Origin of the sequence: Paraburkholderia sp. JHI2823 (genome assembly GCF_038900695.1) — a bacterium.
GTDB classification, from domain to species: Bacteria; Pseudomonadota; Gammaproteobacteria; order Burkholderiales; family Burkholderiaceae; genus Paraburkholderia; species Paraburkholderia mimosarum.
This window is the reverse complement of the sequence record NZ_JAYMRY010000195.1, coordinates 1-578: the sequence shown is the minus strand read 5'-3', so window position 1 is coordinate 578 and position 578 is coordinate 1. Positions and strand designations below refer to the sequence as shown.

The 578-nt window shown below is 64.5% G+C and carries 1 protein-coding gene; it reads left to right on the top strand.

Annotated features, from left to right (window positions below; translation table 11 throughout):
- Positions 1-578, top strand: a 578-nt coding sequence (locus VSR34_RS38280) for a transposase (protein ID WP_342965219.1), incomplete at both ends; no start/stop codon positions are given.

Here is a 578-nt window from a genome sequence, read left to right as displayed (position 1 = left end):
ATCGCCGCAGGACGAAGCGTCACGGCACCTGATACGCGATCGCGGGCAACTGCAGAAGGAAGTGCTGCAGCATCGCGACCGTATGCGCAAACTGCTGATTACGCTCGGTTGCTGGGATGAGGTGGATCACAGCAACTTCGCCGGGCGGCTTTCCCGCGACGAGGTTAAGTGCCATGACGGCGCGCCGCTGCCGCCCGAATTGCGGGAGCGGCTGTTGCGCGAATGCGAACGGGTGTCGCTGGCGCAGAAACAGCTCGCTGCGCTCGAGAAAACGCGGCAGGCAAGCCTTCCCGCACCGGCGCGCCAGCGACTCGACGCTCTCGCGCATCTGAAAGGGATTGGCGAAGTGGGAGCGTCACGCCTCGTGCTCGAACTGTTCTGGAGAGGGTTCAGCAACCGCCGCCAGGTGGGTGCCTGTACGGGGCTGGTTCCCCAGCCCTACGACAGTGGCGAGAGCAAGGTCGACCAGGGAATCAGCAAGCAGGGCAACCGAAGAGTGCGCGCGTTACTGATCGAGATGGCGTGGTGCTGGCTTCGCTACCAGCCCGACAGCGCCCTCACGCGCTGGTTCAACGAGC